A 24280-nucleotide genomic window follows, 5' to 3' on the forward strand; every position below is an offset into this window, starting at 1 on the left:
GGAGACAAGGGGCCTACCCGAGCAGCTCAAGCTCCTCGTCGACGTAGGGGTCGTTCTCGCCGGCGGACTCCAGCTCGGCCTTGAGCGCCAGCTGCAGCTCGCGAGCCTCGTCGGTGCGCCCGAGGTGCCGCAGCGACCATCCGACCATCCACCGCGCCACCCGCGTGCGCGACGCGTCGCCGATGCGCTCCCGAGCCGCGAGGGCGTCCTCGAAGGCGACCAGCGCCGCCGCATGGTCGCCGGCATCCGCGTGGACCATGCCGATGTTGTTCAGGAGGGAGGCGTCCCAGTCGCGGGCGGCCGGGTCGCTCACGGCCCGCGCGCGGGCCAGCGCCGCCTCGTGCGCGGCCAGCCGGTCGGCGGGAGCGGCCACCAGCGCCACCATGTGGAGCGCGTCGACCTCCAGCTCCTCCAGTCCGACGCCGCGGGCCGCGGTCGCCGCGTCCTCGAAGTGCGCCCGAGCCGTCGCCTCGTCACCGGACGAGCGCAGGAGCCTGCCTCGCTCGAGATCCCGCCGCACCCGCGCCTCCGGGTCGACGGCGTCCAGCGCGTCGAGCACGGCGTGTCCGTCGTCGTACCTCTCCTGCAGCCCGAGCGCCCGGGCGACCTGTGTCAGCGCGTGGGTCCGCACCGGTTCCGGGGCCCGCCCGGCGAGGTCGCGGAAGCGCTGCTCGCTGCCGGCGGGGTCGGCGAAGTCCCAGAGGTCGCGGAGCTGCTCGGCCATGTGCGGAGCGTAGGCGCATGGGTAGGCTGGGGGCTCCTCCGGGACATGGGCCACCGGCCACCGGCACCCCCGTCGCTGCGATTTGGCGTGGGCGTACGGAGTCTGCCAAGATGTTCCGGTTGCTCCGGCGGGTCGCCGGGGAGCGGCACACCTTGACTTCTGAATCGCGTCTCCTTGATCGAACCAGTCGTCCTGCGTGCACCGCACCGGATCACACGGTGATCGGAGACCCGACCAGATCCGACAACCGTCGGGTGCCACCCAGAGCATCACCACCTCCCTCATCGGGTCGTGTCACGAAGCAAGACGCGCGACACGCCCGACCGCGGGGGTCGGAGGGTGGAGGAGAGACAGGCGGCGCTCGCCCACCAGGGGCCGAGAGCCGAAACCAGACCAGGCGTACGAGATCGAAGAGGACACGGACCTATGGCGGGACAGAAGATCCGCATCAGGCTCAAGGCCTATGACCACGAGGTGATCGACACCTCGGCGCGGAAGATCGTGGACACCGTCACCCGTACGGGTGCGAAGGTCGCCGGCCCTGTGCCGTTGCCGACCGAGAAGAACGTGTACTGCGTCATCCGTTCGCCCCACAAGTACAAGGACTCCCGCGAGCACTTCGAGATGCGCACCCACAAGCGCCTGATCGACATCATCGACCCGACGCCGAAGACCGTCGACTCGCTGATGCGTCTCGACCTGCCTGCCGGTGTCGACATCGAGATCAAGCTCTGAGGCGACGACATGGCTAAGACTTTCGAACGCAACGTGAAGGGGCTGCTGGGCACCAAGCTCGGCATGACCCAGCTCTGGGACGAGAACAACAAGGTCGTCCCTGTCACCGTGATCGCGGCCGCGACCAACGTCGTGACCCAGGTCCGCCAGCCCGAGGTGGACGGCTACAACGCCATCCAGGTCGGCTTCGGCGAGATCGAGGCCCGCAAGGTCAACTCGCCCGAGGCCGGTCACTTCACCAAGGCCGGCGTGACGCCGCGCCGCCACGTGGCCGAGATCCGCACGGCTGACGCCGCCTCCTACACCGTGGGCCAGGAGATCGGTGTCGACACCTTCGCCGCCGGCGAGGAGATCGACGTCACCGGCACCAGCAAGGGCAAGGGCTTCGCCGGTGTGATGAAGCGTCACGGCTTCCACGGCGTCTCCGCCTCGCACGGTGCCCACCGCAACCACCGCAAGCCGGGCTCCATCGGCGCCTGCGCCACCCCGGGTCGCGTGTTCAAGGGCACCCGCATGGCGGGCCGCATGGGCAACGACACGGTCACCACCCAGAACCTGACGGTGCACGCCGTCGACGCCGAGAAGGGCCTGATCCTGGTCAAGGGTGCCGTCCCCGGCCCCAAGAACGGGCTCGTGGTCCTCCGCTCGGCCGCCAAGAAGACGCAGGAGGCCTGAGCATGGCTGTCAAGACCGTCAAGGTCGACCTCCCCGCCGAGATCTTCGACGTCGAGGTCAACATTCCCCTGATCCACCAGGTCGTCGTGGCCCAGCAGGCTGCTGCGCGCCAGGGCACGCACGCCACCAAGACCCGCGGCGAGGTCCGCGGCGGTGGCCGCAAGCCCTACAAGCAGAAGGGCACCGGCCGCGCCCGTCAGGGCTCGACCCGCGCCCCGCAGTTCGCCGGCGGTGGCACCGTCCACGGCCCGCAGCCGCGCAGCTACGACCAGCGCACGCCCAAGAAGATGAAGGCCGCCGCCCTCCGCGGTGCCCTCTCCGACCGGGCCCGCAACGGCCGCGTCCACGTGGTCGACGGCCTGGTGTCGGGCGACAAGCCCTCCACCAAGGCTGCGCTGTCCTCGCTGACCTCGCTGACCGACCGCGTGGGCTACCTCGTGGTGCTCGAGCGTTCCGACGCGATCACCTGGCTCTCGCTGCGCAACGCGCCCGAGGTCCACATCGTCGCTGTCGACCAGCTCAACACCTACGACGTGCTGGCCGCTGACGACGTGGTCTTCACCAAGGGTGCCTACGACGTGTTCGTCGGTGGCGCCTCCGCCCCGGCCACCAGGGTCGAGACGGACGAGGTGCCCGCTGCCACCGAGCAGGTCGCTGACGAGCCCGCCCTCCCGGCCGGCGCGAAGGCCCCGCTCAAGAGCGGCAAGAACCCCAAGGGCTACGAGGTCCAGGGCCTGCAGTCCGGCACCTACCTCGTCGAGGGCGACGCCGGCTACGACGTCTCCGGCGGCGACTTCTGGTTCAAGTCCGCCGAGGACGCCGAGGCGGCCGGCCTGACCCGCGCCGACGCGAAGGAGAGCGACAAGTGAGCACCCTGCACAAGGACCACCGCGACGTGCTGATCGCGCCGGTCGTGTCGGAGAAGAGCTACGGCCTGCTCGACGCCAACAAGTACACCTTCATCGTCCACCCGGACGCCAACAAGACCGAGATCAAGATCGCGGTCGAGAAGGTCTTCGGCGTCAAGGTCACCTCGGTCAACACGATCAACCGCCAGGGCAAGACGCGTCGCACCCGCTACGGCATGGGCAAGCGTCCCAACACCAAGCGCGCGATCGTCAGCCTCGCCGAGGGCCACCGCATCGACATCTTCGGAGGTCCGGTCTCCTGACCGGGCTCCTGACTAGGAACTGATATGGCTATCCGCAAGTACAAGCCGACCACCCCGGGCCGTCGTGGCTCGTCGGTGGCCGACTTCGTCGAGATCACCCGGTCCACGCCCGAGAAGTCGCTGACGCGCCCGCTGCCGAAGAACGGCGGCCGCAACAACCAGGGCCGCATCACCACCCGGCACAAGGGTGGCGGCCACAAGCGCGCCTACCGCATCATCGACTTCCGTCGCTACGACAAGGACGGCGTCCCGGCCAAGGTCGCTCACATCGAGTACGACCCCAACCGCACCGCGCGCATCGCGCTGCTGCACTACGCCGACGGCGAGAAGCGCTACATCGTGGCGCCCAAGGGCCTGACGCAGGGCACCGCGGTCGAGTCCGGCCCCAACGCCGACATCAAGCCCGGCAACAACCTGCCGCTGCGCAACATCCCGGTCGGTACGACCATCCACTGCGTGGAGCTGCGTCCGGGCGGCGGCGCGAAGATCGCCCGCTCGGCCGGCAACTCCGCCCAGCTGGTCGCCCGCGAGGGTAGCCGCGCCACGCTGCGCATGCCCTCGGGCGAGATGCGCTTCGTCGACGTGCGCTGCCGCGCCACGATCGGTGAGGTCGGCAACGCCGAGCAGTCCAACATCAACTGGGGCAAGGCCGGCCGCATGCGGTGGAAGGGCGTCCGCCCGACCGTCCGCGGTGTCGTCATGAACCCGGTGGACCACCCGCACGGTGGTGGTGAGGGCAAGACGTCCGGTGGTCGCCACCCCGTCTCCCCCTGGGGCAAGCCCGAGGGCCGTACGCGCAAGCGCAAGGCCAGCGACTCCCAGATCATCCGTCGTCGCAAGTCCGGCAAGGGTAGGAAGTAACCGACATGCCTCGCAGCCTGAAGAAGGGCCCCTTCATCGACGACCACCTTCAGAAGAAGGTGGACGCCGAGAACGAGAAGGGCACCCACAACGTCATCAAGACCTGGTCGCGCCGGTCGATGATCGTGCCCGACATGATCGGTCACACCATCGCCGTGCACGACGGTCGCAAGCACGTCCCCGTCTTCGTGACCGACTCCATGGTCGGCCACAAGCTCGGGGAGTTCGCCCCGACCCGCACCTACCGCGGGCACGTCAAGGAAGACCGGAAGGGACGCCGTCGATGAGCACCACCGAGCGCAGCCGCACCAGTGCGCGCCGCGAGTCGCTGCTCGGCGACCAGCCGGGCGCGTTCGCCAGCGCACGCTACGTGCGGATCACCCCGATGAAGGCCCGCCGTGTCGTCGACATGGTCCGCGGCCTCCAGGTCGACGAGGCCCTGACCCTGCTGCAGTTCGCGCCGCAGGCCGCCTCCGAGACCGTCTACAAGGTGCTGGAGAGTGCCGTCGCCAACGCCGAGACCACCGAGGGCCTCAACCGGGCCGACCTGGTGCTCTCCGTCGCGATGGTCGACGAGGGCCCGACGATGAAGCGTTGGCGTCCGCGTGCCCAGGGCCGTGCGACCCGCATCAACAAGCGCACCAGCCACATCACCCTCGCGGTGCAGCCGGCCGACGCGCTGACCAACCCCAAGCGTAAGAACGGAAAGGGTGCCTGATGGGCCAGAAGATCAACCCGAACGGCTTCCGCCTGGGCATCTCCACCGACCACAAGAGCCGTTGGTACGCCGACAAGCTCTACAAGTCGTACGTCGGTGAGGACGTCGCCATCCGCAAGCTGCTCTCCAAGGGCATGGAGCGGGCCGGCATCTCCAAGGTCGAGATCGAGCGCACCCGTGACCGCGTGCGGGTGGACATCCACACCGCGCGTCCCGGCATCGTCATCGGTCGCCGTGGCGCCGAGGCCGACCGCATCCGCGGCGAGCTCGAGAAGCTCACCGGCAAGCAGGTGCAGCTCAACATCCTCGAGGTCAAGCAGCCCGAGATCGACGCGCAGCTGGTCGCCCAGGGTGTCGCCGAGCAGCTCGCGGGTCGTGTGCAGTTCCGCCGCGCCATGCGCAAGGCGATGCAGACCTCGATGCGCTCCGGCGCCAAGGGCATCCGGATCCAGTGCTCGGGTCGTCTCAACGGCGCCGAGATGTCGCGCACGGAGTTCTACCGCGAGGGTCGCGTGCCCCTGCACACCCTCCGCGCCGACATCGACTACGGCTTCTACGAGGCCAAGACCACCTTCGGCCGCATCGGTGTGAAGGTCTGGATCTACAAGGGCGAGGTCGCCGGCACCCGTGCCGAGCGCCAGGCCCAGCAGGCCGCCCGCGCCGGTGCCCCCGGCCGCAGCGGCCGTCCCAACACCCGTGGCGGCGACCGTCCGAGCCGTGGCTCGCGCGGCGACCGCGCTCCTCGCGCCGAGGCGACTGCTGAGACCTCAGCGGCCCCGGCCGAGGCTGCACCGAGCACCGGACAGGAGGCCTGACCTCATGTTGATGCCCCGTCGCGTCAAGCACCGCAAGCAGCACCACCCCAAGCGCCGTGGCGTCGCCAAGGGCGGCACCACGCTGGCCTTCGGTGACTTCGGCATCCAGGCGGTCGAGGGTCACTACGTGACCAACCGACAGATCGAGTCGGCCCGTATCGCCATGACCCGTCACATCAAGCGTGGTGGAAAGGTCTGGATCAACATCTACCCGGACCGCCCGCTGACCAAGAAGCCGGCCGAGACCCGCATGGGTTCCGGCAAGGGCTCCCCCGAGTGGTGGGTGGCCAACGTCAAGCCCGGCCGCGTCATGTTCGAACTCTCCGGCGTCGACGAGACCACTGCCCGCGAGGCCATGCGCCGCGCGATGCACAAGCTCCCGATGAAGTGCCGGTTCATCTCCCGTGAGGCCGGTGAATTCTGATGGCTACCAAGCTGAACGCCCACGAGCTCGACGAGCTCAACGCCACCGAGCTGGAGGCGAAGCTGCGCGAGGCCAAGGAGGAGCTGTTCAACCTCCGCTTCCAGGCGGCCACCGGCCAGCTGGAGAGCAACGGCCGGCTCCGCGTGGTCAAGAAGGACATCGCCCGCATCTACACCGTGGTCCGCGAGCGCGAGCTCGGCATCCGCACCACCCCGGGCACCAACGAAGAGGCGAAGGCATGAGCGAGAACACTGCGACCCAGACGTCCGGCGAGCGCAACCAGCGCAAGGTCCGCGAGGGCCTCGTCGTGAGCGACAAGATGGACAAGACCATCGTCGTCGCCGTCGAGGACCGCGTGAAGCACGCCCTCTACGGCAAGGTCATGCGCAAGACGTCGCGCCTCAAGGCCCACGACGAGACCAACCAGTGCGGCATCGGCGACCGGGTCCTGATCATGGAGACCCGCCCGCTGTCCGCCACCAAGCGCTGGCGCCTCGTCGAGGTCCTCGAAAAGGCGAAGTGAGCGAGCGGCAGCCGAGCTTGCTCGTGTTGCCCGAGCGATCGAGTCTTTCACCGAGCGCAGCGAGGTTGAAGGCCAAGTGACCTGAGGCCCCGGCCTCGAGCTCCACATTTCCACACATCAGTTCGGCCAGGCTCGCCCCCCGCTGAGGGAGCGAGAACCAGCTCGACAACCAGGAGAAATCAATGATCCAGCAGGAGTCGCGACTCAAGGTCGCCGACAACACCGGTGCGAAGGAGATCCTCTGCATCCGTGTTCTCGGTGGCTCTGGGCGTCGCTACGCCGGCATCGGTGACGTCATCGTCGCCACCGTCAAGGACGCGATCCCCGGTGGCAACGTCAAGAAGGGCGACGTCGTCAAGGCCGTGGTCGTACGCACCGTCAAGGAGCGTCGCCGCGCCGACGGTTCCTACATCCGCTTCGACGAGAACGCCGCCGTCATCCTCAAGAACGACGGCGAGCCGCGCGGCACGCGCATCTTCGGCCCCGTCGGCCGCGAGCTGCGCGAGAAGCGCTTCATGAAGATCATCTCGCTCGCCCCGGAGGTGTTGTGAGAGATGGGTAAGCACATGAACATCAAGAAGGGCGACACCGTCAAGGTGATCGCCGGCAAGGACAAGGGTGCCCAGGGCAAGGTCATCTCGGTCCTCCGCGAGGAGGAGCGGGTGATCGTCGAGGGTGTCAACCTCGTCAAGCGCCACACCAAGTCCGTGCAGCAGACCAACACCACCGGCGGCATCATCACCCGCGAGGCGCCCATCCACGTCTCCAACGTGATGCTCGTCGAGGACGACGGCGTCACGCGCGTCGGCTTCCGCCGCGACGAGGTCACCAAGCGCCGTCCCGACGGCTCGACCTACACCGCCACCCGGTCGGTCCGCGTGTCCCGCAAGACCGGCAAGGAGATCTGAGATGGCCGAGACCCAGACCACTGAGATTCCGCGGCTCAAGGCGCGTTACCGCGAGGAGATCGTCCCCGCGCTGCGCTCGGAGTTCGACATCGCCAACATCATGCAGGTCCCCGGCCTGACCAAGATCGTGGTCAACATGGGCGTCGGCGAGGCTGCTCGCGACTCCAAGCTGATCGAGGGCGCGATCCGCGACCTCACCGCGATCACCGGCCAGAAGCCGGCCGTGACCAAGGCCCGCAAGTCGATCGCGCAGTTCAAGCTGCGCGAGGGCATGCCGATCGGTGCGCACGTCACGCTGCGCGGCGACCGCATGTGGGAGTTCCTGGACCGCCTGCTGTCCCTGGCCCTGCCCCGCATCCGCGACTTCCGCGGCCTGTCGCCCAAGCAGTTCGACGGTCGTGGCAACTACACCTTCGGTCTCACCGAGCAGGTCATGTTCCACGAGATCAACCAGGACAAGATCGACCGGTCGCGCGGCATGGACATCACCATCGTGACCACCGCCACCAACGACGACGAGGGCCGCGCGCTGCTCAAGCAGCTCGGCTTCCCGTTCAAGGAGAACTGACATGGCGAAGACTGCTCTCAAGGTCAAGGCCGCTCGCAAGCCGAAGTTCGCTGTCCGCGGCTACACCCGCTGCCAGCGCTGCGGTCGCCCGAAGGCCGTCTACCGCAAGTTCGGCCTGTGCCGCATCTGCCTGCGGGAGATGGCCCACCGCGGCGAGCTCCCCGGCGTCACCAAGTCCTCCTGGTAATTCCCTCACACACGTTGAAGGTCCCCAGGCCGCGAGCCTGAGGAAACCACGACGAGAAAGAACCACATCATGACGATGACTGACCCGATCGCAGACATGCTCACGCGTCTGCGCAACGCCAACCAGGCGTACCACGACGTGGTGTCGATGCCCTACAGCAAGATGAAGGCCGGCCTCGCGGAGATCCTCAAGCAGGAGGGCTACATCACCTCCTACGACGTCGCCGACAACGTCAACGCCGAGGGCGAGCCCGCCGTCGGCAAGACGCTGACCGTGACGCTCAAGTACGGCCGCAACCGGGAGCGCTCGATCGCGGGCGTGCGCCGCATCAGCAAGCCCGGCCTGCGTGTCTACGCCAAGAGCACCAACCTGCCCAAGGTCCTCGGTGGCCTCGGTGTCGCGATCATCTCGACGTCGCAGGGCCTGCTGACCGACCGCCAGGCGAACCAGAAGGGCGTGGGCGGCGAAGTCCTCGCCTACGTCTGGTGACCCGGACCAACTGAGACCAGGAAGAGAGAGAAGCATGTCGCGCATTGGCAAGCTCCCCATCGCGGTCCCGTCCGGTGTCGACGTCGCGATCGACGACTCGCTGGTGACCGTCAAGGGCCCCAAGGGCACCCTGTCGCACACCATCGCGTCGCCGATCACGGTCGCCAAGGGCGAGGACGGCATCCTCGAGGTCAAGCGCCCCGACGACGAGCGCAACAGCCGCTCGCTCCACGGCCTGACCCGCACGCTCATCAACAACATGGTGGTGGGCGTCACCGAGGGCTACGAGAAGAAGCTCGAGATCGTGGGCGTGGGTTACCGCGTCCTGCCGAAGGGCCCCACGCAGCTCGAGTTCCAGCTCGGCTACTCGCACCCGATCATCTTCGACGCCCCCGAGGGCATCACCTTCACCGTCGAGGGCCCGACCAAGCTCGGTGTCGTCGGCATCGACAAGCAGCTCGTCGGAGAGGTTGCGGCCAACATCCGCAAGCTCCGCAAGCCTGAGCCCTACAAGGGCAAGGGCGTGCGCTACGCCGGCGAGCACATCCGCCGCAAGGTCGGAAAGGCCGGTAAGTGACATGGCGATCTCCCTGAGCAACAACAAGCACACGGCGAATCGTGTCCGTGCCCGCCTGCGCCGTCAGGCGCGTGGTCGCAAGCGCATCAACGGCACCGCCGAGCGTCCGCGCCTGGTCGTCACGAAGTCGGCCAAGCACCTCTCGGTGCAGGTCGTCGACGACCTGAAGGGCGCCACCCTGGCGTACGCCTCCACGATGGAGGCGGACGTGCGCGGCACCGACGGCGACAAGACCGCCAAGGCCAAGAAGGTCGGCGAGCTGGTGGCCACGCGCGCCAAGGCCGCCGGGATCGAGGACGTCGTCTTCGACCGTGCCGGCAACAAGTACCACGGTCGCATCGCGGCCCTGGCTGACGCCGCCCGTGAGGGCGGCCTCCAGTTCTGATCGCACGACACACGCAAGAATTCATGATTAAGGAGCAAGTCTCATGAGCGGAGCCCAGCGCGGACAGCGCGGTGGCGAGCGCCAGTCTGGTGACCGTCGCGGACGCGACAACGGTCGCAACCAGGCTGACAAGACCGCCTACATCGAGCGCGTCGTGGCGATCAACCGAGTCGCCAAGGTCGTGAAGGGTGGTCGTCGCTTCAGCTTCACCGCCCTCGTGATCGTCGGCGACGGTGAAGGTCTGGTCGGCGTCGGCTACGGCAAGGCGAAGGAAGTTCCCGCGGCGATCGCCAAGGGTGTCGAGGAGGCCAAGAAGCACTTCTTCAAGGTCCCCCGCATCCAGGGCACGATCCCGCACCCGGTGCAGGGCGAGAAGGCCGCGGGCGTCGTCCTGCTGCGTCCCGCCGCTCCCGGTACCGGTGTGATCGCCGGTGGCCCGGTGCGCGCGGTCCTCGAGTGCGCCGGCATCCACGACGTGCTGAGCAAGTCGCTCGGCTCGTCGAACCAGATCAACATCGTGCACGCGACCGTCGAGGCGCTCCGCATGCTCGAGGAGCCCGAGGCCGTGGCTGCTCGCCGCGGCATGCGCGTCGAGGACGTGACCCCGGCCGCGCTGCTCAAGGCGCGCGCCGAGGGCCAGAACGAGACCGCGGGGGTGCAGTCCTGATGGCACAGCTCAAGGTCCAGCAGAAGCGCGGACTGGTCGGCCTCAAGGCCAACCAGCGCGAGACGCTGCGCTCGCTCGGTCTCAAGCGGATCGGCGACGTCGTCGTGAAGGAAGACCGCCCGGAGATCCGGGGCATGATCAACACCGTCCGTCACCTGGTGACGTTCGAGGAGGTGGAGTGACATGACGCTCAAGCTGCACCACTTGCGTCCCGCTCCGGGTGCCAAGACCGCCAAGACCCGCGTGGGTCGCGGTGAGGGCTCCAAGGGCAAGACGGCCGGCCGCGGTACCAAGGGCACCAAGGCGCGCTACCAGGTTCCGGTCGCCTTCGAGGGTGGCCAGATGCCGATCCACATGCGCCTGCCCAAGCTGAAGGGCTTCAAGAACCCCTTCCGCGTGGAGTTCCAGGTCGTCAACCTCGACCGCCTCGGCGAGCTGTTCCCCGAGGGTGGCACCGTGACGGTCGCCGACCTCGTGGACAAGGGCGCCGTTCGCAAGAACCAGCCCGTCAAGGTCCTGGGGCAGGGTGACATCTCGGTCGCCGTCCAGGTCACCGCCAACGCGTTCTCGTCCTCCGCCAAGGAGAAGATCGAGGCCGCAGGTGGCTCGGCGACCGTGGCCTGAGGCCACGATCTCGCACATCCGGTGAAGGCCTGGCCGCACAGTGGGAACTGTCGGCCGGGCCTTCGTCGTTCTCCCCCTGATCGTCAGGGGTGAAGCGGGTCGAAACCCGACTGTTAGGCTTCCCCGGGCCCTCCGCCGTACGACGGTGAGGGATTCTCGTCAGCCCGCCGATCCTGGCAGGGCACCCATACGAAAGAGGAACCAGTGCTAGGCGCGTTCGCCAACGCTTTCCGGACTCCGGACCTGCGGCGCAAGCTGCTCTTCGTCCTGCTGATCATCACGATCTTCCGGCTCGGCTCGCAGGTGCCCACCCCCGGTGTGCACGTCGCCAACGTCCAGGCCTGCATCGATCAGCTGGAGGAGGGCGGGCTCTACAGCCTGATCAACCTCTTCTCGGGTGGTGCGCTGCTGCAGCTCACCATCTTCGCGCTGGGGATCATGCCGTACATCACGGCCTCGATCATCCTGCAGCTGCTCGTCGTGGTGATCCCGCGGCTCGAGGCGCTGAAGAAGGAGGGCCAGGCCGGGCAGACGAAGATCACCCAGTACACCCGCTACCTCACCCTCGGTCTCGCGGTCCTCCAGGCCACCGGCATCGTCGCGCTCGCGCGCAACGGCGCCCTGCTCCAGGGCTGCACCCGCGACCTGCTGCACGACGACGGCACCGCGACGTTCCTCGTCATGGTCGTCACCATGACGGCCGGCACCGCGGTGATCATGTGGCTCGGTGAGCTCATCACCGACCGCGGCATCGGCAACGGCATGTCGATCCTCATCTTCACGCAGGTCGTCGCGACCTTCCCGGCGTCGCTGTGGAGCGTCCAGACCTCGCAGGGCTGGCTCACCTTCTCCATCGTCATGGTCGTCGGCCTGATCCTGGTCGCGGGCGTCATCTTCATCGAGCAGGCCCAGCGCCGCATCCCGGTGCAGTACGCCCGGCGCATGGTCGGACGCAAGATGTTCGGCGGCAACTCGACCTACATCCCGCTGAAGGTCAACCAGGCCGGCATCATCCCGGTCATCTTCGCCTCGTCGCTGCTCTACCTGCCGGCGATGGCGGTGCAGTTCAACCCGGAGAGCCAGAACCCGGTGCTGGACTTCATCGGCACCTACCTCGTCGGCGGCGACCACCCGCTCTACATGGCGACCTACTTCGCCCTCATCATCTTCTTCACGTACTTCTACGTCTCGATCACCTTCAACCCTGTCGAGGTGGCGGACAACATGAAGAAGTACGGCGGCTTCATCCCCGGGATCCGGGCGGGCAAGCCGACCGAGGACTACCTGTCCTACGTCCTGTCCCGCATCACGTTCCCTGGAGCGCTCTACCTCGGCCTGATCTCGTTGGTCCCGCTCGTCGCCTTCGCGATGATCCAGGCCAACCAGAACTTCCCGTTCGGCGGCACGTCCATCCTCATCATGGTCGGCGTGGCACTCGACACCGTGAAGCAGATCGAGAGCCAGCTCCAGCAGCGCAACTACGAAGGATTCCTGAAGTAGATGAGACTCATCCTCATGGGCCCGCCCGGTGCGGGCAAGGGCACGCAGGCGCGCTTCGTGGCCGACCACTTCGGCGTCCCTGCGATCTCCACCGGCGACATCTTCCGCGCCAACGTCTCGCAGGGGACCCCGCTCGGCATCGAGGCCAAGCGCTACATGGACGCCGGTGAGTACGTCCCCGACGAGGTCACCAACCACATGGTGCGCAACCGCATCGACGAGGCCGACGCCGCACCGGGCTTCCTGCTCGACGGCTACCCCCGCACCCTCGCCCAGGTCACCGAGCTCGACGGGATGATCGAGTTCACCGGCCACCGCCTCGACGCCGTGGTCGTGCTGACCGTCGACTCCGAGGAGCTCGTCCAGCGCCTGCTGCAGCGCGCGGTGACGGACGGCCGAGCCGACGACACCGAGGACGTCATCCGGCGTCGTCAGGAGGTCTACCTCGAGCAGACCGCGCCGCTGATCGAGGTCTACCGCGAGCGCGGCATCCTCGTCGAGGTCGACGGGATGGGCGAGGTCGACGACGTGACGGCCCGCATCTTCGCCGCGCTCGACGAGATCCCGCAGAGCTGAGCGGTCCCGTGGGCTTCCGCGACCGGGGCATCGAGATCAAGACCCCCGAGCAGATCGACCTCATGCGGGTCGCAGGTCGGCTCGTGGGGGAGACCCTCGAGCTCCTGCGGGAGGCAGTGCGCCCCGGTGCCACCACGCTCGAGCTCGACACCCTCGCCGAGACCAACATCCGCGACCACGGCGGCATCCCGTCGTTCAAGGGCTACAGCCACCCGCCGTTCCCCGCGACGATCTGCGCGTCGGTCAACGACGAGGTGGTCCACGGCATCCCCGGTCCGCGCGTGCTGGCCGAGGGTGACGTCATCTCGATCGACTGCGGCGCGATCGTCGAGGGCTGGCACGGCGACGCTGCGATCACGGTCCCGGTCGGCGAGGTCGCCGACGAGGTGACCGAGCTGCTGCGCGTCACCGAGGAGTCGCTCTGGCGCGGCATGGCCGCGGCACGCCTCGGCGGCCGGGTGACCGACATCAGCCACGCCGTCGAGACGTATGTCCGCGGACAGGGCCGCTACGGCATCCTCGAGGACTACACCGGGCACGGCATCGGCACCGAGATGCACATGCCCCCCAACGTGCCCAACGTCGGGCGACGCGGCCGGGGCCCCACGCTCGTGGAGGGCCTCGCGCTCGCGGTGGAGCCGATGGTCACGCTCGGCAGCAAGCACACCGACCTGCTGGAGGACGAGTGGACCGTCGCGACGGTCGACGGCTCGTTCGCCGCCCACTTCGAGCACACCTTCACCCTGACCGACCGGGGCGCGTGGGTGCTGACCGCCGTCGACGGCGGTGCGGCCCGGCTCGCGGAGCTCGGCGTCCCATTCGGCGGACGCTGACGCCCGTTTCGCCCCCGCCCGCGGGTGCGTGACAGACTGGCGCGGTTGGAGGGGAGTATTCCCCGGTAGTGGTGTCGTCAGTACGGCGGCCGCGCGAGCGGTGCCCGGTGCCACTGGTTCGCCGTAGCGGCGAGCGGAAGAGACCTCCGGCGTCCGTGCGCTGCGCGCGGGCACCGAACTCGCCTCACTGCTAGGAGCAACAGAGTGGACGTCCCCACCTGGGTCTGGATCGCCACCGCCGTGGTGACCATCGCGATCTTCACCTTCGACCTCGCCATCGTCGGCCGCCGGCCGCACGAGCCGAGCATGAAGGAGTGCGCGACCTACCTCTCGATCTACGTCGGACTCGCCGTGCTCTTCGGCCTCGGCGTGTGGTTCACCTCCGGCGGCACGCCGGCACTGGAGTTCTTCTCGGGCTGGCTGGTCGAGTACTCGCTGTCGATCGACAACCTCTTCATCTTCATCATCATCATGGCGAAGTTCGCCGTCCCGCGTGAGCTCCAGCAGTACGCGCTGATGATCGGCATCGTGATGGCGCTGGTCATGCGCGCGATCTTCATCGCGGTGGGTGCCGCGGCGATCAGCAACTTCAGCTGGATCTTCTACCTGTTCGGCCTCTTCCTGGTCTACACGGCGTTCAAGCTGGCCAAGGAGGGCGCGGAGGACGAGGACGAGGACGAGTTCGAGGAGAACAAGCTCGTCGCCTTCGTCGAGCGCCGCTTCCCGGCGACCTCGGAGTGGCACGGCAAGCAGCTGTTCATCACCGGCGACAACGCCAAGCGGATGATCACCCCGATGTTCATCGTGATCCTCACGCTGGGCACCACGGACCTGCTGTTCGCGCTCGACTCGATCCCCGCGATCTTCGGCATCACCAAGGAGCCCTACCTGGTGCTCACGGCCAACATCTTCGCGCTGATGGGCCTGCGCCAGCTCTACTTCCTCATCGGCGGCCTGCTCCAGCGCCTGGTCTACCTGTCCTACGGCCTGGCGTTCCTGCTGGCCTTCATCGGCGTCAAGCTCTTCTTCCACGCGCTGCACGAGAACGAGCTGCCGTTCATCAACGGCGGCGAGCACCTCGACTACGCGTGGCTCGAGATCCCGATCTGGCTCTCGCTCGTGGTCATCGTCGCCACGCTGGCGATCACCGCGGTGCTGTCCCTGTGGGCCTCGAGCCGGATGTCCGCCGAGGAGCAGGACGCGAAGTCGGGCCCGCGCCGAGACTGGGACGACGGCTGACGACGGTGTCCTGACCTCCCCGACAGGGCGAGGTCAGGACACGCACCGGCTCGCCCGGGGCGAGCTGTCGGACCCACGGGTCATCTTGACGTCGAGGCAGACGGGCGCGTCGGTGCGTACGAGCAGGCGCCGCCGGTCGGTGTTGCCGTACTCGCCGGTGTCGTCGCGGTGCCAGCTGAACGAGTCGCCCGGCTCGACCGGCACGGGCGGGCGCCACTCGAACAGCACCCCCCGCGGGGTGCGGCTGCCGGTGAGGGCCACCGCCTCGGTCAGCACGTCGGGGACCACCGGGTCCGGCGTCCGCGACTCGGTGGGGACGACGACCCCGGGGTCCTCCCCGCGGCTGTCACCGCCGAGGACCAGGAAGCCGACGAGCAGCGCGAGGACGGCCGCTCCGACTCCGGCCCACACGAGGCCGGCCCTGGCGGCAGGCTCCTCCGCGTCGGGGTCGACCACCGGCACGACGTCCTGGGCGGCGATGCGGCGCGGACCACTGGCCGAGATCACCGTCACCGGCTTCATCGCGGTGGCGTCCTCGGGTGCCTCGGGGACCTCCGGCGCCGTCACGGACGCGTCGGGGCGGTCGCCCTCGACCGCGACGGCGGTGCGGGCCCATCCGGCCGCGGACTCGATCCGCTGGAGCGCCCGGGCCAGCTCGAGCGCGCTCTCCGGTCGGTGCTCTGGCCGCTTGGCCAGGCACTGCTGGAGCAGCCGGTCGAGTGCCGGCGGGACGTCGGGTCGCTGGGTGGCGGGGGGAGTGGCGTGCAGGATCCGCGCACTCAGGGCCCGCGTCGAGTTGTCGCCCGACGGGATGGAGAACGGCGAACGCCCCACCAGCAGGTGCCAGATCGTCGCACCCAGGGAGTAGACGTCGGAGGCCACGGAACCGTTGGAGCGTCCGTCGAGGAGCTCCGGCGGGGACCACGGGTAGGAGATGCGGACGTCGTTGTCCCCGTCGACGTCGGCCATGTGCCCCGCGATGCCGAAGTCGGTCAGCGCGGGCTCGTGGTAGGTCGTGACCAGGACGTTGCTCGGCTTGATGTCGCGGTGCAGGATGCCGGAGCGGTGGGCCGTCTCGATCGCACTCGCGAGCTTGATGCCGGTGGACACCGCGTCGACGGGCGCCATCGGGTTGGACCGCACGCGCACGCCGAGGTCCGGCGGCGGGCAGTAGCGCATGACGAGGAAGGGGCGCCCGCCCTCGGCGGTCACGCCGGCGGTGATCACCGAGACGATGTAGGGGTGGTCGGCCAGCCTGGCCATCGCGTTGGCCTCGGCGGTGAAGAGGTACTTCTCGCGGTCGGTCAGCGGTACGTCGGGGCGCACGACCTTGACCGCCACCCGCTGGCGGGGCCACTGCTGCTCGTAGAGGAAGACGTCGGCGAAGCCGCCGCTGCCGAGGTGCTCGACGAACGCGAACCCGGGGATGATCGGGGCGCTCACCGGGCGACCGCCCCCGTCTCGAAGCGGACCGCGTAGACGTGGGCCATGTCGAGGACGGTGCCCGGCTCGAGGACGTACGCGTCACCGGGCCGCATGCGCTCGGCCTCGCGCCCCGGCGGAGCGATGGTCGTGCCGCCCCGGCTGTCGAGGTCCCGGGCGACGACGTCCCAGCCGTCGAGCTCGATCTGCAGGTGCCGCCGCGAGACGAAGGAGTGGTCCGACGGCAGGTGCACGAGGTGGGGCCAGTCGCTGCTGCCGGTGGGCGGGGCGGGCTTGCGGCCGAGCACGACCCCGCGGTCCAGCGGCACCACCTCGCCGGTGGGCAGGCGCAGGCCGCCGAGGGCCGGTCGGTCGACGCGGCGCGGCTCCTGCGGCGCGACCCGCTGGTGGCAGACCCGGCACTGCGGCGAGACCGGCGGCGTCAGGTGGCCGAGCGGGCAGCTGACCGCCAGCACCGTCGGGAGCGTGCCGTGCGCGAGGTGGGCCGGGCGCATCGTGGTGGCGCCGTCGTGGTCGTCGGGCTCGGGGGCGGCGTGCGGGTCCGACGCGGGCCGGATGGTGGTGTGGGCGCCCTCCTCGATCCGCTGCACCACGAGGGGGTCGGGCTCGGAGGTGTCCATCAGCGAGCCGGTGTCCTCGACCGGCCGACGCACGCGGGTGCGCGGGGGAGGACCCTCGGGACCCTTGGCGGCCAGGATCGCCTCCGGGATGCCGTCGATGAGCGCGCCGGACGCCGGCGGCGCCGCCACCTCCCGCGCTCGGGGCGTGGGGGCGGGAGCGGTGCGGGCGGACATCGGGGTCAGGTCCACGCGGTCGGCCGCCACCACCCCGCCGACGAGGCGACGGGTCGCCGCCAGCTCCGCGGGGTCGGCCCCGCCGTCGAGGCTCAGCACCCGCGACGGGCCGGCGAGGCGTACGTGCCCGGAGCCGCGCGACAGCGTCGAGGACGCCCCCGAGGTGAAGTCGACGGCCGCGAGGGCGGGCGGATCACCCTCGAACGCCTTCTCGACGATCGCCGTCACCCGCTCGAGCACACCGGCGCCGGACGTCGCCGGCATCGCCAGCACGTCCCAGATCTCCTGCACGACCTGCTCGTCGCCGGGGTCGGTGAGCAGCACCCAGTGGGCGCCACTGCCGACGAGCACGCCAGACCCCCTGGCGTACCGCGCTTCCACGATCAACGTCGGCTCCCCTCGTACACGCCCACCGTTCCATCATCACCCATCGGACCTGTCCCGCGCACATGATCAGGATTGGTCGGAAACTTGTCGGAACCTCCGGGACATACTTACCCTCCTCTGGGTGACTGCGGCGGGCGCACGTCATCCGTGGGCCAAGGGGGACTGGCGTGGCACGTGTGACGGCTCTGCGTCGGCACAGGGTGGGCATCGCCTCCGGCGTCGCCCTGGCGGTCGCGTCGGCCGCGGTCGTGGCGTACGCACTGTCCGCCGAGGGCTACAAGAAGCACGAGGCCGAGCTCAACGACGGCGGCGTCTGGGTGGTCAACGGCAAGCTGGGCTGGTCGGGGCGCCTCAACAAGCCGATCAACCAGCTCGACGGCGTCGTGCCCGGCCAGGACGGCAAGGCGCGGCTCGACGTGGTGCAGGACGGGGCCGCGGTCGTCACCCTCAACCGCAACGCGGCCCGCGGGCAGTCCATCGAGACCAGCCGGCTCGAGGCCCAGGACGGCGGCTCGGCCGCGGTCCCGGTCAACGGCGACGTGCGGATGGCCGGCGGGACGCTCGCCACGGCCGACGCGGAGACCGGCGAGGTCTGGGCCGTGCGCTACGACAGCCAGGTCGGCAAGCCCCTGATGAGCGTGGTCGACCGGCAGGCCGATCCCCTCGCCGAGGCCGGCGAGGGAGCGGCCCTCGCCGTCGGCCTCGACGGCACGGTGGTGGTCACCTCGACCGAGGAGCGGACCGTCACCACGCTCGCACCCCGGGACACGGCGTTCGGCAAGCCCGTCGTCGCGGACCTCCCGGGAGATGCGGGAGGTGTCTCGGAGGTCACCACGGTCGGCGACCGGATCGTCACCCTCGACGCCGACGCGGGCGTCGTCAGCGTCGTCGGCGGTGCGACCGCGTCCGTCCCGCCCGGCAGCGTGCTGCAGCAGTCCGGACCCGCCTACGACGCGGTCCTGGTCGGCACCCCCGAAGGACTGCTGAGCATCGACCTCGAGTCCGGCGGGAGCACCACGGTCTCCGGCATGACGGGCAAGCCGGCCGCGCCCGTACGCCTCGGTGCCTGCGTCTACGGCGCATGGTCGGGCGGACTGGGCGCCGTGGCCGTCCAGTGCGGGTCGCAGGACGTCAACGAGATGGACCTCACCGGCAACGCCACCACCCTCGCGTTCCGGGTCAACCGCGGCGAGATCGTGCTCAACGACGCCAACAGCGGCACTGTCTGGGACGTCCAGGAGGACAAGCCGGTCCGGATCGACAACTGGGACGCCTTCACGTCGAAGAAGAAGAAGGACGACGACGACGAGGAGAACGAGAACCAGAGCGACGCCGACCGGCGCCCGCCCCGCGCCAAGCCCGACTCCTACGGCGTACGTGCCGGGCGCACCACCGTGCTGCACCCGCTCGACAACGACTCCGCGCCCGAGGGGCGCCTGCTGAGCATCGTCGACGTCGACCAGCCCTCGGGCGGCGCCCGCGTGGAGATCAGCCCGGACGGGCAGACCCTGGTGCTGCAGATGCCCGAGGACGCCCGCCCGGCGACCTTCGACTACTACATCGACGACGGTCGCAACGGTGTCTCGGCCCAGGCGGCGGTCGACATCGAGGTGCGCGCAGACGGCCAGAACGAGTCGCCCGCGCTGCGCGAGGGCTACGAGAAGCCCACCTACAAGGTGCCGCACGGCGGCGCGCTCTCCGTCCCGGTGCTGTCCGACTGGCGCGACGACCGCGACGGCGACACGCTGCTGCTCGACTCGGCGCAGGCGGTCGGCGGCGAGGAGTCCGGTGCGCGGGCGCGCACCACCGCCGACGGCCGGATCCGCTTCACCGCCCCGACCGGCGACGCCGAGGGACAGCAGCAGCTCGTCCGGGTCGAGTTCGGGGTCACCGACGGCCGCTCGGCGCCGGTGCGGAAGTCGATCAGCTTCCAGGTCCAGGCGCGCTCGGACCAGAAGGCGTTCGCGCCGAGCGCCGAGCCCGACGTCGTCCGCGGCGAGGTCGGCAAGCCGATCAAGATCCGTCCGCTGCTCAACGACCTCCCGGGCTCGGACCCCAACGACACCGACGCCGAGCTCGTGCTGGGGGGCAAGGTCCCCCAGCAGCCCGGCGCGAAGGTCGTCTCCGACCTCGAGTCCGGTCAGCTGACCTTCACCGGTGAGCGCGCGGGCACCTACTTCCTCAGCTACGACGCGGGCTACGGCAACGCGCCGCTCGACCAGGGCACCGTCCGCGTCGACGTCAGGCCCGCGCCCAAGCGCGCCGCCCCTCCGGTCGCGATGCCCGACACGCTCACGCTCTACGGCCAGGCCCCCGGCATCGTGGACGTCCTGGCCAACGACCTCGACCCGGCCGGCGGCCTGCTGACCGTCCAGCGGGCGTCGGGGGACCGGGCCGGCCAGCTCGACGTCGCCATCGTCGATGGTCGCTGGCTGCGGATCTCCGCGGTCCAGCCCGACCTGCTGCCGAGGACGCAGACGGTGTCCTACACGATCACCAACGGACCCAGCTCCGGCGTACGTGGCGAGGTCGTGGTGACCCAGCGTCCCGAGCCGGAGGACAACACCCCGATCACGGTCGCCGACAAGGTCGTCGTCCGCGCGGGCGCCGCGGTCTCGGCCCCGGTCCTGGACAACGACGTGTCGCCCGCCGGCGACCGCCTGACGCTGCTGGCCGACCTGGTCGACACCGACACCCCGGGGCGGCTCGACGTGGTGGCCCCGATCGACGTCACCGGTGACGTGGGCAAGGCGTTCGTGTCGGGCCGGGTGGTGCGTTACGTCGCCCCGGACACGATCAAGGAACGCGACACCTACTCCATCACCTACGTCGCCCAGAACCTCGAGGGCAAGCGGGCCACCGGTCTGCTCGAGGTCACGGTCGTCCCGGCCGACGACCCCAACGACCCGCCGGAGCCCCCGACCCTGGAGGGACGGGTGGTCTCGGGCGACACCATCAAGGTCCGTGTCCCCGGCGTCGGTGTCGACCGCAACGGTGACCCGGTCACCGTCACCGGCGTCACCTCCGCTCCCCGCCTGGGCCGGATCGTGTCCTACGGCGGCAACTTCCTCGAGTACCAGGCCTACCCGCGCACGGTCGGCACCGACGAGTTCACCTACTCGGTCGTCGACGCCCGAGGCGCGTTCGCGACCGGCACCGCGCGCGTGGCGGTCGTCAAGCCCGGCCAGCCGCAGCCTCCCCTCGCCGTCGAGGACCGGCTGACCGTCGAGCCGGGCCGCACCGCCACCTTCGACCCGCTCGCCAACGACTTCATCGCCCCCGGCGACGCCGCCGAGGTCGAGCTGCTCGACGCGCCGGACGGCGTCACCCACGACGAGGAGACCAACCTCGTCAGCGTCCCCGCCCCGGACTCGCTCGAGGCGCCGCCCGTTGTCATCGTCTACAGCGTGTCCAACGGGCTGAGCGAGTCCCGAGCGACGATGACGCTGCAGACGACGAGCTCGTTCAACAACCCGCCGGTCGTCTACGACGCGTTCGGGCGCGCCGACGACAGCGGCAGCGTCCTGGTCGACGTGCTGGAGGGGGCGTACGACCCCGACGGACCGGCCGAGGCGCTCGAGGTCACCGAGGTCGGCGCGGGTGCGACCGTGGTGGACGGGGTGGAGGTGCGTGCCGACCGCGGTGCCGCGCCCAAGGTCCTGCCGTTCGTGGTCGAGGACTCCGAGGGTGCCTCGAGCGCGGCAGCGGTCTACATCCCGCCCACCGGCAACGGCCTGCCCTACGTCCCCGACGGCACGCTCATCGAGCTCGACGCCGGGGAGACGACGACCGGCAAGCTCGCCGACTACGTCGAGGCGCCCGGTGACGCCGAGGTGCGCCTCGCCTCGGGTCGCCGCTCCTGGTCGGCGTCGCCGTCCGCGCTGCAGGCCGGTCCCGACGGCGAGCGGGGCTTCACCCTGAGCGCGGCGCCGGACTTCCGTGGCCCCGGCGCGGTCCTGGTCGAGGTCACCTCGGCCGAGGACGCGAGCGGCAACGAGGACACGTCGACGACCGCCGACGGCGCGACCGTGCTGCTGTCGATCCCGGTGCAGGTCGGCGACGACAAGCCGACCCTCGAGTGCCCCGACTCGGTCGTGCCGATCGCGGCCGGTCAGCGCTACGACCTCGACATCGCCACCTTCTGCAAGGTCTTCACCGTCGACCCGCGCGACGCGGCCGGACTCACCTACGACGCCGGGTGGAGCCAGGACCTGGCCGGGGTCGACGTCGGCGACGCGGCCGGGTCCGTCGTCGCGATCACCGCCTCGGACTCCGCGACGCAGGGCGGGGAGGCCGTCCTCGCCGTACGCGCCGGCGACAGCAACACCGAGGAGGTGCGCTTCCGCCTCGCCCAGGCGCCGCCGCCGACCATGCTGCCGATCAAGGTCGAGACGATGGAGGCCGGGCAGACCCGCACCTTCGACGTGGGGGCCTACCTGCAGGCCGGCGTGGCGGACCCGTCCCCGAACATCGTGTCGGTCGAGAACATCGGCAACCCCGGCGTGCGGGCGAGCGCCGACGGCAGCCGGCTCACCCTCACCGCCGCCAAGGACACGCGAGGCGTGCAGGCGGACTTCCGCCTCGTCGTCAGCGACGTCTCGTCCGCGGACCCGCCGCCCGAGCGCCGCGCCGACGCGCGGATCCAGTTCCAGGTGATCGGCACGCCGTCGCAGCCCGGCGAGCCGCGCCCCTACCCGGTCTCCGACGAGGTCGGCACGATCAAGATGTCGTGGAAGCCGCCGGACGACGACGGGGGTGCGCCCATCACCCACTACGTCGTGCGCGAGGAGCGCAAGGGAGCCACCCAGCGCTGCGCCACCAACGAGTGCGTCTTCCGCAAGCTCGACGCCGCGGGCAACTACAGCTTCCGGGTGCAGGCCGTGAACCGCGTCGGCGCGAGCGAGTGGAGCGAGCTGTCGCGCTCCGCCCGGGCCGACACCGCGCCCGGCCGCGTCCAGAACATCCGGATGAAGAGCCGTGGCGACGGCACGATCACCGTCGCGTGGGACAAGCCGGCCACCAACACCTCGCGGATCCTCAGCTACTCCGTCACGTGGGTCGGAGGGGGCGCCACCGAGGTCCCCGGCGACGAGACCGAGTTCACCGCCACGGGCCTCAACAACAACGAGAAGTACGTCTTCACCATCCGGGCCCGCAACCGCATCGAGTACTCCCTGCCCCGCTCGTCGACGGAGTTCCAGCCGCTCGGCACCCCGCCGGCGCCTGCCGCGCCGACGGTGACCGACCTGCAGTCGGGCGCGAACCAGACCGACGTACGCATCGGCTGGCAGGCGGTGCAGGCCGAGGGGCCCGGGCCCGCCGTCTACACCGTGACCTACACCAACGGCCAGACCTCGGGCACCGTGCCGGGCTGCCAGCGGCTCGCGTCACTGACGTGCACCCACTCGGGGCTGCCCTACGACGGACTCACCTACACCTACCGCGTGGTCGCGACCAACCAGCCGGAGGGCGAGCCGGGCAACCGGTCGGCGCCGAGCGAGGGCGGCTCCGTGGCACTGGTCGGCCGACCGGCGGGCTGGTCCGACTGGTCGGTGGCCCCCACCGGCGTCAGCCAGGAGGTGCAGCTCACCTTCACGGTGCCCGACTCGCGCGGCAGCGTGAGCAACGTCGACGTCCTGGTGGGCGGCGTGGTCGCCAGGCCGCTGCCGAACACGACCGGCACCGTGACCACCAAGGTCAGCATGCCGAGCAACGAACAGGCCTACAACGTCGAGCTGCGGGTGTGCAACGAGAAGGCGCCCGCCGGCTGCACCCTCAGCGGGGCGAAGCAGGCGCAGAGCTACGGCCCGCTCGGGAACGCCCTCACCGAGATCCGCCCGGTGGTGAACGGCAAGAACATCTACTGGGTGATCACCGGCACGGCCAACGGCGCGCCCGTGTCCGTCCGCTACGACCTCGACAGTGACGCCGAGCAGCCGGTCACCACGCAGCCCGGCGTGACCGGCCAGTTCAGCGTGCAGACCAAGACCTACACGACCGCGAGCTTCAACCAGGACGTCCGGCTCAGCGTGGTCGTCTTCGACCCGGTCAGGTCGGGGCGGGGGGAGGACGAGGGCGAGAACCGGACGAAGTCGGGGCTCCCGCCCGCCCCGACGGTCAGCATCGCCCGAGGCCAGGCCTGCGGTGACGGGCTCAACACGACGCGTGCCTGCAAGACCAGCCCCAGCCAGCCCGCCTGCCTGGTCAACAGCTGCAGCACGATCCGGCTCGCGACCGAGGGCTTCCTCGAGAACTACAACTGCTCCGTCGACGGTGCCGTGCTCAACCCGACGAGCGGCAACCCCGGCCTCCAGAACTCGAACCACCCCGGCAGCGGCATCGAGACCGAGTGGTACGCCCCGGGTGGCACGGTGACCGTCACGTGCACCGACACCACCGGACTGCAGACGAACACGTCCACGGTCTCGTGGGAAGTCAGCAACAACTGATGCCCCCG

Annotated in this window: 29 protein-coding genes; 26 read left to right on the plus strand and 3 right to left on the minus strand. The window is 69.8% G+C overall.

Going from position 1 to position 24280, the window contains the following annotated elements:
* Positions 1-13: 13 nt before the first annotated feature.
* Positions 14-724 (minus strand): tetratricopeptide repeat protein, encoded by a 711-nt coding sequence (locus tag IEZ24_RS02980; protein ID WP_129453372.1) that lies wholly within the window; start codon positions 722-724, stop codon positions 14-16.
* Positions 725-1150: 426 nt separating this feature from the next.
* Here IEZ24_RS02980 and rpsJ point away from each other — a divergent pair, with 426 nt between their 5' ends.
* The 25 genes from rpsJ to IEZ24_RS03105 all read left to right on the plus strand — a co-directional run bounded on the left by rpsJ (position 1151) and on the right by IEZ24_RS03105 (position 15199).
* Complete coding sequence (gene rpsJ, locus IEZ24_RS02985) at positions 1151-1459, plus strand: 30S ribosomal protein S10 (protein WP_008360994.1); 309 nt, start codon at positions 1151-1153, stop codon at positions 1457-1459.
* 9 nt (positions 1460-1468) lie between these two features.
* Positions 1469-2134 carry a 50S ribosomal protein L3 gene (gene rplC / locus IEZ24_RS02990; protein WP_129453373.1) on the plus strand — a complete coding sequence of 222 codons (666 nt, stop codon included), beginning with the start codon at positions 1469-1471 and terminating at the stop codon, positions 2132-2134.
* 2 nt (positions 2135-2136) lie between these two features.
* A complete protein-coding gene (rplD, locus tag IEZ24_RS02995) occupies positions 2137-3003 on the plus strand; it encodes a 50S ribosomal protein L4, sunset domain variant (RefSeq protein ID WP_129453374.1) in 867 nt (288 codons plus the stop codon).
* Complete coding sequence (rplW, locus tag IEZ24_RS03000) at positions 3000-3305, plus strand: 50S ribosomal protein L23 (protein WP_129453375.1); 306 nt, start codon at positions 3000-3002, stop codon at positions 3303-3305. Before rplD ends, rplW begins: the two co-directional genes overlap by 4 nt.
* Before the next feature lie 24 nt (positions 3306-3329).
* Positions 3330-4166 (plus strand): 50S ribosomal protein L2, encoded by an 837-nt coding sequence (gene rplB, locus IEZ24_RS03005; RefSeq protein WP_129453376.1) that lies wholly within the window; start codon positions 3330-3332, stop codon positions 4164-4166.
* 5 nt (positions 4167-4171) lie between these two features.
* Positions 4172-4453, plus strand: a complete 282-nt coding sequence (gene rpsS, locus IEZ24_RS03010; RefSeq protein ID WP_129453377.1) for a 30S ribosomal protein S19 — start codon at positions 4172-4174, stop codon at positions 4451-4453.
* A complete protein-coding gene (rplV, locus tag IEZ24_RS03015; protein ID WP_129453378.1) occupies positions 4450-4884 on the plus strand; it encodes a 50S ribosomal protein L22 in 435 nt (144 codons plus the stop codon). The genes rpsS and rplV overlap by 4 nt, the downstream gene beginning before the upstream one ends.
* A complete protein-coding gene (rpsC, locus tag IEZ24_RS03020; protein WP_129453379.1) occupies positions 4884-5699 on the plus strand; it encodes a 30S ribosomal protein S3 in 816 nt (271 codons plus the stop codon). Before rplV ends, rpsC begins: the two co-directional genes overlap by 1 nt.
* A gap of 4 nt (positions 5700-5703) precedes the next feature.
* The gene (gene rplP, locus IEZ24_RS03025; protein ID WP_129453380.1) at positions 5704-6123 is read left to right on the plus strand and encodes a 50S ribosomal protein L16; all 420 of its coding nucleotides are present in this window, start codon (positions 5704-5706) and stop codon (positions 6121-6123) included.
* Positions 6123-6365 (plus strand): 50S ribosomal protein L29, encoded by a 243-nt coding sequence (rpmC, locus tag IEZ24_RS03030; protein ID WP_129453381.1) that lies wholly within the window; start codon positions 6123-6125, stop codon positions 6363-6365. The genes rplP and rpmC overlap by 1 nt, the downstream gene beginning before the upstream one ends.
* Positions 6362-6646, plus strand: coding sequence for a 30S ribosomal protein S17 (gene rpsQ, locus IEZ24_RS03035; protein ID WP_129453382.1), 285 nt, complete (start codon positions 6362-6364; stop codon positions 6644-6646). The genes rpmC and rpsQ overlap by 4 nt, the downstream gene beginning before the upstream one ends.
* Before the next feature lie 182 nt (positions 6647-6828).
* Positions 6829-7197 (plus strand): 50S ribosomal protein L14, encoded by a 369-nt coding sequence (gene rplN, locus IEZ24_RS03040; RefSeq protein ID WP_056599693.1) that lies wholly within the window; start codon positions 6829-6831, stop codon positions 7195-7197.
* 15 nt (positions 7198-7212) lie between these two features.
* Positions 7213-7554 (plus strand): 50S ribosomal protein L24, encoded by a 342-nt coding sequence (gene rplX, locus IEZ24_RS03045; protein WP_129453383.1) that lies wholly within the window; start codon positions 7213-7215, stop codon positions 7552-7554.
* Position 7555: 1 nt separating this feature from the next.
* A complete protein-coding gene (gene rplE, locus IEZ24_RS03050; RefSeq protein ID WP_129453384.1) occupies positions 7556-8122 on the plus strand; it encodes a 50S ribosomal protein L5 in 567 nt (188 codons plus the stop codon).
* 1 nt (position 8123) lies between these two features.
* The gene (locus tag IEZ24_RS03055) at positions 8124-8309 is read left to right on the plus strand and encodes a type Z 30S ribosomal protein S14 (RefSeq protein WP_011757321.1); all 186 of its coding nucleotides are present in this window, start codon (positions 8124-8126) and stop codon (positions 8307-8309) included.
* A gap of 69 nt (positions 8310-8378) precedes the next feature.
* On the plus strand, positions 8379-8798 hold the full coding sequence (gene rpsH / locus IEZ24_RS03060) for a 30S ribosomal protein S8 (protein ID WP_129453385.1): 420 nt from the start codon (positions 8379-8381) through the stop codon (positions 8796-8798).
* 34 nt (positions 8799-8832) lie between these two features.
* On the plus strand, positions 8833-9375 hold the full coding sequence (gene rplF, locus IEZ24_RS03065; protein ID WP_129453386.1) for a 50S ribosomal protein L6: 543 nt from the start codon (positions 8833-8835) through the stop codon (positions 9373-9375).
* A 1-nt stretch (position 9376) separates the two neighbouring features.
* On the plus strand, positions 9377-9760 hold the full coding sequence (gene rplR / locus IEZ24_RS03070; protein WP_129453387.1) for a 50S ribosomal protein L18: 384 nt from the start codon (positions 9377-9379) through the stop codon (positions 9758-9760).
* Positions 9761-9803: 43 nt separating this feature from the next.
* Positions 9804-10427: a 30S ribosomal protein S5 gene (gene rpsE / locus IEZ24_RS03075; RefSeq protein ID WP_129453388.1), complete on the plus strand. Its 624-nt coding sequence runs from the start codon at positions 9804-9806 to the stop codon at positions 10425-10427.
* Positions 10427-10609 carry a 50S ribosomal protein L30 gene (gene rpmD / locus IEZ24_RS03080; RefSeq protein WP_056599717.1) on the plus strand — a complete coding sequence of 61 codons (183 nt, stop codon included), beginning with the start codon at positions 10427-10429 and terminating at the stop codon, positions 10607-10609. The genes rpsE and rpmD overlap by 1 nt, the downstream gene beginning before the upstream one ends.
* Position 10610: 1 nt before the next feature.
* A complete protein-coding gene (rplO, locus tag IEZ24_RS03085; protein WP_129453389.1) occupies positions 10611-11051 on the plus strand; it encodes a 50S ribosomal protein L15 in 441 nt (146 codons plus the stop codon).
* Positions 11052-11255: 204 nt separating this feature from the next.
* Positions 11256-12551 carry a preprotein translocase subunit SecY gene (secY, locus tag IEZ24_RS03090; RefSeq protein WP_129453390.1) on the plus strand — a complete coding sequence of 432 codons (1296 nt, stop codon included), beginning with the start codon at positions 11256-11258 and terminating at the stop codon, positions 12549-12551.
* Positions 12552-13127, plus strand: a complete 576-nt coding sequence (locus IEZ24_RS03095) for an adenylate kinase (protein ID WP_129453391.1) — start codon at positions 12552-12554, stop codon at positions 13125-13127.
* Positions 13128-13135: 8 nt separating this feature from the next.
* The gene (gene map / locus IEZ24_RS03100) at positions 13136-13960 is read left to right on the plus strand and encodes a type I methionyl aminopeptidase (protein WP_129453392.1); all 825 of its coding nucleotides are present in this window, start codon (positions 13136-13138) and stop codon (positions 13958-13960) included.
* 204 nt (positions 13961-14164) lie between these two features.
* The gene (locus tag IEZ24_RS03105; protein ID WP_129453393.1) at positions 14165-15199 is read left to right on the plus strand and encodes a TerC family protein; all 1035 of its coding nucleotides are present in this window, start codon (positions 14165-14167) and stop codon (positions 15197-15199) included.
* A gap of 33 nt (positions 15200-15232) precedes the next feature.
* Here the strand turns inward: IEZ24_RS03105 and IEZ24_RS03110 are convergent, their stop codons facing one another.
* A complete protein-coding gene (locus tag IEZ24_RS03110; protein WP_129453394.1) occupies positions 15233-16642 on the minus strand; it encodes a serine/threonine-protein kinase in 1410 nt (469 codons plus the stop codon).
* Entirely contained in the window at positions 16639-17787 is a 1149-nt protein-coding gene (locus IEZ24_RS22205) for an FHA domain-containing protein (protein ID WP_129453395.1), read from the minus strand. The genes IEZ24_RS03110 and IEZ24_RS22205 overlap by 4 nt, the downstream gene beginning before the upstream one ends.
* Positions 17788-17990: 203 nt before the next feature.
* On the opposite strand from IEZ24_RS22205, the gene IEZ24_RS03120 reads away from it, so the two are divergent.
* Positions 17991-24272 (plus strand): Ig-like domain-containing protein, encoded by a 6282-nt coding sequence (locus IEZ24_RS03120; RefSeq protein WP_129453396.1) that lies wholly within the window; start codon positions 17991-17993, stop codon positions 24270-24272.
* The last annotated feature ends 8 nt before the right edge of the window (positions 24273-24280 follow it).

The sequence above is a fragment of the Nocardioides ganghwensis genome (assembly GCF_014779655.1).
Classification (GTDB): domain Bacteria; phylum Actinomycetota; class Actinomycetes; order Propionibacteriales; family Nocardioidaceae; genus Nocardioides; species Nocardioides ganghwensis.